The organism is Streptomyces sp. NPDC003042, from assembly GCF_053591315.1.
Window position 1 is genome coordinate 50295 of record NZ_JBSFTP010000048.1, and the last position, 7949, is coordinate 58243.

The 7949-nt window shown below is 70.8% G+C and carries 7 protein-coding genes and 1 pseudogene; 6 read left to right on the forward strand and 2 right to left on the reverse strand.

Annotation, left to right across the window (positions count from 1 at the left end; all coding sequences use genetic code 11):
• Nucleotides 1–873 precede the first annotated feature (873 nt).
• The 3 genes from ACWDYJ_RS22775 (at nucleotide 874) to ACWDYJ_RS22785 (ending at nucleotide 3463) form a co-directional block, all read left to right on the forward strand.
• The gene (locus ACWDYJ_RS22775; protein ID WP_451567421.1) at nucleotides 874–1269 is read left to right on the forward strand and encodes a plasmid mobilization protein; all 396 of its coding nucleotides are present in this window, start codon (nucleotides 874–876) and stop codon (nucleotides 1267–1269) included.
• Nucleotides 1266–2966 (forward strand): relaxase/mobilization nuclease domain-containing protein, encoded by a 1701-nt coding sequence (locus tag ACWDYJ_RS22780; RefSeq protein ID WP_451567422.1) that lies wholly within the window; start codon nucleotides 1266–1268, stop codon nucleotides 2964–2966. Before ACWDYJ_RS22775 ends, ACWDYJ_RS22780 begins: the two co-directional genes overlap by 4 nt.
• A gap of 329 nt (nucleotides 2967–3295) precedes the next feature.
• A complete protein-coding gene (locus ACWDYJ_RS22785; protein WP_451567423.1) occupies nucleotides 3296–3463 on the forward strand; it encodes a hypothetical protein in 168 nt (55 codons plus the stop codon).
• 110 nt (nucleotides 3464–3573) lie between these two features.
• Here ACWDYJ_RS22785 and ACWDYJ_RS22790 read toward each other — a convergent pair whose 3' ends face one another.
• Complete coding sequence (locus ACWDYJ_RS22790) at nucleotides 3574–4128, reverse strand: flavoprotein (RefSeq protein WP_451567424.1); 555 nt, start codon at nucleotides 4126–4128, stop codon at nucleotides 3574–3576.
• The gene (locus tag ACWDYJ_RS22795; RefSeq protein WP_451567425.1) at nucleotides 4125–5402 is read right to left on the reverse strand and encodes a helix-turn-helix domain-containing protein; all 1278 of its coding nucleotides are present in this window, start codon (nucleotides 5400–5402) and stop codon (nucleotides 4125–4127) included. The genes ACWDYJ_RS22790 and ACWDYJ_RS22795 overlap by 4 nt, the downstream gene beginning before the upstream one ends.
• Before the next feature lie 176 nt (nucleotides 5403–5578).
• Here ACWDYJ_RS22795 and ACWDYJ_RS22800 point away from each other — a divergent pair, with 176 nt between their 5' ends.
• The 3 genes and pseudogenes from ACWDYJ_RS22800 to ACWDYJ_RS22810 all read left to right on the forward strand — a co-directional run.
• A complete protein-coding gene (locus ACWDYJ_RS22800) occupies nucleotides 5579–6019 on the forward strand; it encodes an ATP-binding protein (RefSeq protein WP_451567426.1) in 441 nt (146 codons plus the stop codon).
• Nucleotides 6020–6023: 4 nt separating this feature from the next.
• Nucleotides 6024–7343, forward strand: a complete 1320-nt coding sequence (locus ACWDYJ_RS22805) for a UDP-N-acetylglucosamine 1-carboxyvinyltransferase (RefSeq protein WP_451567427.1) — start codon at nucleotides 6024–6026, stop codon at nucleotides 7341–7343.
• Nucleotides 7340–7949, forward strand: a pseudogene (locus ACWDYJ_RS22810) (hypothetical protein); the annotation flags it as partial. The gene ACWDYJ_RS22805 and the pseudogene ACWDYJ_RS22810, both read left to right, overlap by 4 nt.

Genomic DNA, 7949 nt, shown 5'->3' on the forward strand with positions numbered 1-7949 from the left:
CCCACCCAGGTCGGTCCCCATCATCGTGGGGGACCGAACCACTGGCCCGAGCCGTTCGGGGACCGTCCCCATCCAGGTCCCGTCCCCGCCCCAATCACGGTCCCCCAACCCGGTCCCGTCGCGGTCGCGGTCCCCGTCCCAGTCGCGGTCCCCGTCCCGGTCCCGTCCCCGGCTGGCAGCGGCCTCCCCCAAGAGGGGACCGACAGCAGTCGAGCGGGGACCGTCCCCTTGATTGCGCTGCGCGCGTCGGGCACCACGGGGACCGGTCCCCAACTCTGTTTCCGCAGGTCAACCCCCTGATATCCCCCGACTCAGTGGCGACCGTCCCCACGGTCCCCGCCATCCGGGACCGACCTTCGACGGTTCGGGGACCGTCAAGTCACGACGTCGGGGACCGTCCCCACCCACGACTACGGGGACCGAGACGGGACCGGTCCCCCACACCCATGCCACTGGGGACCGAGAGCCTCCCGAATCCGGGACCGTCTCGCCCGGTCCCCGGACAGCGCCGACAGCATCTCGCGTCACCAGCGAGCGGTCCCCAACCGGTCGACCCCGCCCAACAGCCCCTTCACACGACCAGCCTTTACCTCTTCAAGGACACGCATGCACAACCCACCGCACGACCGTCCCACCCACGACGATCACATGCCCTCGCTTCCAGCCTCAGGAGGAGCAAGTTGTACCCAGAGCATTGCTCCCGTCGGGAGCAATGCTCTGGGCTCCCCCGCCCCAGGGGTGGCGGGCGCGGAGCGGCACCAGGGGGTGCCGGCCCTTCGGGATGCTGCCGAGGCCGGACCGCACCACGAATCGGAGGGACAGCACGCCTGCCACACCCCCCGCTGCACGCACACCGCCCCAACGACATCGCACGTGCGCCAGCGTGAGCGCCTGCTCGCCGAGAAGAAGCGCATCCACCAGCCCAGTTGCCGCATGAACGACGATGAATTCCAGCTCCTCACCCACGCCGCGGCTGCCTGCCGCATGAGCACCGCCGGGTTCCTCGCCCACTCTGCCCTGAAGGCCGCACGCGACCTCGAACACACCGAAGCCGAGATCGCCACCCACCGGGAGATGGTCAGAGAGCTGTTCGCGCTGCGCCGGGCCCTCGGCCAGATCGGCAACAACCTGAACCAGGTCGCCACCGTCTTGAACTCCGGCGCCGATGCCCCGCACGCCAAGGCGGTCCTCGACGCCGTCCAGCGGACCGCCGAGCGCGTGGACGACTTCACCCAGCGATACGTAGAGACGGAGGCTCCCACCGGATGATCCCCCGCGTCCACAAGATGGGCACCCGCACCATCGGCCTGATCCGCTACCTCTACGGCCCCGGCACCCACGAGGAACACACCGACCCACACCTCGTGGCGGCCTGGGACAGTCTCGTCCCCGACCCCGGACGCAACTCGAAAGCCACTTACGGGGACCTGCAAAGGCTCCTCGACCAGCCCGTCGAAGCCCTGCCCAAGTCGCGACGCCCCACCGAGCACGTATGGCACCTGTCCGTACGTGCCGCGCCCGAGGACCCGATCCTCAGCGACGAGCAGTGGGGCGACATCGCCCGCCGCATGGTCGCCGCCACTGGCATCGCCCCCGACGGCGACACCGCCGCCTGCCGCTGGGCAGCCGTCCGCCACGCCGACGACCACATCCACATCATCGCCACCACCGTCCGCGAGGACGGCCGCCGGCCCCGCCGCCACAACGAAGTCAAACGCTCCCAGGCCGAAGCCCGTCTCATCGAAGCCGACTACGGCCTGCGCCGCCTCAAGGCCGGCGACGGAACCGCAGCCCAGCGCCCCACCAGCGCCGAACGCCACAAAGCCGACCGCCACCGGCAGGAACGCACCCCGAGGGAGGAACTGCGCGAGAGCGTCCGCCGCGCGGCGGCCGGCGCCCAGAGCGAGGAGGAGTTCTTCGACCGTCTCACCCATGCCGGTCTCCTCGTAAAGCGGCGCGTCGCACCGTCCGGGGACCTTCTCGGCTACACCGTGGCCCTGCCCGACGACCGCAACAAGAACGGCGAACCCGTCTTCTACTCGGGATCCAAGCTCGCCCCCGACCTCTCCCTGCCCCGTATCCGCGAACGCTGGACCCAACCGGCAGAATCCTCCTCGGACGAGGACGTCTCACCGGAGCGCCCCGCTCTCCCGCCGGTCACCGGCCCTGCGTACGCCCGCCGCCGCGCCACCACCGCGACCTGGCAGGCACTGCTGCTCATCGTGCACGCCGACGAAGGCACGGCAGCAGCCCAGATCGCCGCTGCCGGGGAGGTCCTCGACGCCCTCGCCAAGACCTCCGCCGCCTACACCCGCAGAGAACTCCGCGATGCAGCCTTCGCGTTCGAGCGGGCCTCCCGCTCCCACGTCCGCGCCGTACGCGGGCACGACCACACCCTGCGCCAGGCCGCGCACGACCTCGTCCACAGCGGGCCCGCCCTCGGCCGCGGGGAAGACGGCGCCACCACCGCCATGCTCATCGACACCGCGTTCTTCCTCGTCACCGCGGCGGCGAACTGGCACGCCAAGAAGCACCACGCCCAGCAAGCCGAAACCGCCCGCCAGGCCGCCGAACACCTCCGTGCCGCCTACGAGATCGCGGCCGCCCAGCCGATGGCCGTGCTCCACCAGCGAGGCCGCTCCCTGCCACTGCAGCGACGACAGGCAGCCGTCCTACGCCAGGCGCTGCCCGAGATTGCCGAACAAGTTCTGGCCGAGCCGGGCTGGCCCGCCCTGGCGGCCACACTCGCCGATACCCAGGCCGCAGGCCACAACCCGGCCCACCTCCTCGCCGAAGCCACGCGACACCGGGAGCTGGACAGCGCCACGTCCGTCAGCGACGTCCTCGTCTGGCGCCTGCGCCGCCTCGCCCACCTGCCTGCCGATCCCGCGGCATCGCTCCCCCGGCACACGCCGACCACACAACCGGCTCTGAAGGGCGCGAACAGCGCCTCCCGCCGGCGCTGACGGCATAACGCGTCCGTCCCTACATAGCCGACGATCCCCGGTCAGCCAAACCGGGGATTTTCCGGAGCATTGAAAACATCACCACCAACCCCGTCCCGTAAAGGAACCTCCGCATGCCCGAAACCGAACTGCGCATCGAAGTCATCGCCCTGCTGATGGACTCGGACTTCAAGATCCGGCCCGACACCAACACCTAGTCCCACCGTGACGGGCGCCCGTTCACCCGAGCCGAACAGGCGACCGCCCTCCAGGCCACGCACGCCGAACTCGAAGCCACAGCCGCCCTGAGTGCCCGCAACGCGGCGGCTGCTTTCGAACAGGGCACCGCCGTGGAGGCCCTCACCGAGCTCCTGTTCTCGTACTTCGCCCGGCACCCCGAAGCCCGCATGGTCATGGACGTACTCCCGCACATGACCGAGGAAGACCGCGCCGAGTACGAGCGCCTGTGCGCCATAGCCGCTCCGGACGGCGGCATCTACCTCCCCTACGAGGACTGACGGGCCCGGAACAGCAGCCTGCGGCCGGTGACCAGGTACCTCCCGGTCACCGGTCGCAGGCATTCGCGATGTGCAAGGCCGACAGGCCATACCCACTGGCAGTCGCAGGATCAGTGGTGGGCGGCCGCTGCCGCCAGCAACGGAGCCAGGAGGTCAACGGCTTCCTCCCAGCGGAAGCGGTCGGCGCCACCGCCGGACTTCGGACGGTGTGGCTCGTAGCTCCCGACCAGGACGCCCATCTCACGCAGCTCGGCGAGGCTGCGTTGGTACGCGCGGTGGGCTGCGAGGGCGGTGTTCACGTAGGGCAGGACGGCGGTGGGGATGCCCATGCCCGGGGCCTCGCAGAGGATGCCGAGGGCGAGGTTGTCCGCGAAGCCGGCCGCCCACTTGTTGACCGTGTTGAAGGTGGCCGGGGCTACGGCGATCGCATCGGCGGGTGGGAAGGACCGTGCGTCCCCGGGCGCGCTCCAGGCGGAGCGGACGGGGTAACCGGTCCGCTCCTCGATCGCGGCGACATCGAGGAAGGGAAGCCCCTGTGGGGTGGCGACGACGCCGACGTCCCAGCTCCGCTCGTGCGCGGTGGCGATCAGCTTGCCGACGTCGCCCGCGATCCCGGCCGCGCAGACGACGACGTACAGGAAGGGCTTGCGCTGCGGATCGGTCACGCGGGTACTCCCAGTCGGCGGCTGAAGTGGTGGAGCTCTGGCAGCGTACGCCGACGGTCGCGCGCCGCCATGTCGGCGACCAGGTCCCGGACGGCTGGGCGTCGTACGTCCTGGGCCGCGCAGGTCTCCGCGATCCGCAGGGCCTGGTAGCCGTCGGCGAGGCGGCCCTGCTGCGCGTAGGCACGGGCGGCTTCCACCCATAGGGCGGCCCGGCGCTCGGGAACCGGGATGTGGCGGCGCATGAGCGGACGGGCGATGTCGATGGCGACGCCCGCGTCGCCGAAGGACACGGCCGCGCTGACCTCATGGAGGGCCACGTTGGTGGGGCTGAAGTTGGCCCAGGCGTCGGGGTGGTCCAGGGCGACGTACTTCGCCACCTCCTTGGCCTCGGCCAGGAACTCTGCGGTGGCAGCGCGGTCCCCGGCCCTGCTGGCAGCCGTGACTCCGCGCAGTAGCAGCAACCCGAGCACGGAGAGGTGGTGGTGGGGCTGCCGGTCGTACGCGCCGGCGAGTTGTGAGGCCGTGTGCTTGATCAGCGTGACGGCCTGGCCGGCGTGCTGTTCGCGTACCAGGACGTGCGCGTGGAGGCGGACGCTGGCGGCGAGGACGAGCGGATCACCCGAGCGTTCGGCCTCGGCCATCGCGCGCCCGACGGCGAGCCACGCCGTGCCGGGGTCTCCCTGCTTCAGCAGGAGGCTGGCCGAGGTCTGGTAGGCAGTGGCCAGGAAGCGAGGAAGCTCCTCGGCCTGCGGGGAGTCGGCGATGCAGTGGCGGAGATCGGTGATCAGGCCGGGAAGGGTCCGCTCCAGCTCCGCGTAGTCGCACGTGCTCCAGAGGCGCCGGATGGCCGTTGCCCGGTTTCGTAGTTCCCCGGACTCCGGCGCTTCCGTCGTCGGCGCCGTCGGCATCCCGGGCAGGAGTGCCTGGACGAGCGCGGGGTGCGCAGCCGTCGGCGTGACCGAGGCTGTGAGTGCGGTGACGCTGGCGGCAAGGAAGGTACGGCGGCGCAGCATTTCCTCTGTCTCCGGATCGTGGGGATCGGCTTCCGGGGCGGCCTCCGCCAGACCGAGTCGGGCCGGGGGAATGCGCAGGATGCGGGCGACGTCGCGCAGAACCCGGATGTCGTCCGTTCCGCGTCCGCCCTCCAGTCGGCTGATCTTCGACTGGTGATACCCCAGCTCGCCGGCCACGTCCGCTTGTGAGCGGCCCTGTAAGACCCGAGCCCGGCGGATCACTTCACCGATCCGGTGCACCTCGCCCTGCGTGTCGACCATCTCCGCCACGGCCCCTTCTGCCGAGACCGATCCTGCCTGCTCAACCGAGCCTAACTGCAAGGAACTTGCCCGCCATGCACAACGTGCATGACCGATGCAGGGGCTGCGCGGCACATCGCGCCGCTGCCTCCTGACCCGCTTGCCTGATGGAACCGCACCCCTCCAGGAGGCTGCTCATGGAAGTGCACGAGGTCACGCTGACCGTCACGAGTTCGCCCGAGGGCGCCGCCCGTGCCCGGCACCAGGTGATGAACGAGATCAGAGGGTGGCGCTCGGTCATCGGCACCGACGGCATGTGCGTGGCAGAGGTCGTGGCCGGCGAACTGCTGGCGAACGCCGTTCAGCACGCGGGAAACGAAGCCGCTTCCGTAACCGCTCGCCTGCGCGGGAGCCGCCTGCGCTTCGAGGTCCGCGACCGGAGTTCCGTCCTCCCCCACGCACGCCCACCCCGTACGGACGCCGAGGACGGCCGCGGGCTGCTGATCATCGACGCCCTCGCCGACCGGCACGGCGTCGACCACAGCGCCGGCGGCAAGTCCTGCTGGGCCGAGCTCGATCTGTCCGTACCCACCTCGGTCACGCCATCCATCACGCAACCTCCCCTGCAAAGGAGTTGAACGCATGGCACCCCATCGAGCTCTTGCGACGAGCGCGGAGGTGATCGCCGTACGTCCGGGGAGTCCCCTCTCCGGTTCGGTCACCGTCGACGGCTCCAAGAACGCCGCCCTGCCGCTGCTGGCCGCCGCAGCAGCCGTGCGCCGGACCATCCACCTGGAGAACGTCCCCGCCAGCGCCGACGTCCACTGGATGCTCACCTTGATCCAAGGGGCGGGCTGGCACGTCGCCCGGGCCGTGGGACGGCCCGACAGCGTGGTGATCATGCCCCCTGACGTCGTACCCGCGGAACTCGACCTGGCCCCGGCCGCCCGGATCCGCGCGTCGTACTACCTGGTGCCCGCACTCCTTGCCCTCCAGGGGAACGCCCGGCTGCCCTGGCCCGGGGGATGCCGGATCGGGGAGCGCGGCATGGACCTGCACTTCAAGGTGTACGAGGCGTTCGGCGACCGCCTAACCGTCCATGACGAGGGCTATGACGTCGAGGCCGGTCGACCCGCCACCGGAACGGTCTCCCACACGTTGCCGTTCCGGTCGCGCGGTGCGACGGTCGTCGCCGTCCTGCGTACGGTCGTCGCGGGCCGTGCGCTGCGCCTCGGTCGGCCGAACCTGTCGCCGGAAGTCCTCACCGTGCTGGACGCCCTGCGCTCGGCGGGATGGGAGGCCCGAGCCGGCGAACAGGTCCTGGACCTGAGCCCGGCAGCGGCATCACCGGCCGAGATGCCGGCCTGGCGCGTTCCGGGCGACAAGATCGAGGCAGGCACCCTGGCCTGCGCCGTCGCCGCCACCGGTGGGACCGCGCGCATCGAGGGCGTCCAAGGTCGGGATGTGGTGCCGTTGCAGGCAGCCCTGCAGCGGCTGGGCATCCCCACCTCGGTACGGGAGGACGTCCTCCTGGTCGACGGGAGCGCCGCCCGGCCCACGGGCCGTCCCCTTCGCGCCATCGCCACACTCGCCACCGGCGGCCTGGACGCCGATTTCGAACCTCCCCTGATGGCACTGGCTCTCGGCCAGCCCGGGACACACCTGTTCGCCGACTCCATCAACCCCGGCCGCCACGGGAACCTGCTGCCCCAGTTGGCCCGGCTCGGCGCGAAGATCGAGGAGATCTCCCCCACCGAATGCCGACTGACCGGCCCGCAACGCCTCACCGGAGCCGGGGTAGAGGCCACCGACATCCGCACCGGCTCCGCGCTCATGGTGGCCGCGCTGACCGCCCGCGGAATCACCACCCTCGGCGGAGTCGACCAGCTCCGCCGCGGCCACGCCGACCTACCCGGCAAGCTCCTCCACCTCGGCGCCGACATCTGCGAGGTCGCGCCATGACCGCGGCCCGTTCCCTACGACAGATCATGGCAACCACCGACGTCCACTCCGCTCTCGACGCCGACGGCCCGCTGCTCGGGCACCTCCACCAGGCACGCACGGACGGCCTGCTGGTGGACTGCGGCGACTTCTTCGAGGGCACCGGGTACTACCGCCTCGGCCGGGGCGCGCTCGAACGGGACATCCTGCTCGCCCTGTACGACGTCGTCGCTCCCGGGAACCACGGCTGGCCGCACTACTTCCAGGCTGGCCTCCGCCAGCGGACCGTATGCGCCAACGTCGTCGAGGACTCCACCGGCAACGCGCTCTTCCGACGTCTGCGCATCGTGGACATCGCGGGCAGAAGGACGGCCGTCACGGCCGTGATCGGCGAGCAGGCATTCAAGTCGATCCCGGTCGGGCAGCGGTCCGGCCACCGCTTCAGCGATCCTGTCCACGCTCTGCGCGAGCTGATGCTCGCGCACCACCACGAGGTCGACTCCTGGGTCCTCCTCAGCCACTCCGGCTTCGATGTTTTCAACGGGTTGTTTTGGCCCCACTGGAACGGTCTGCGGTGGCCCCACTTTTGGGCCGTGTGGGTGAACGGTTCAGGTGGCGCCCCGGAGG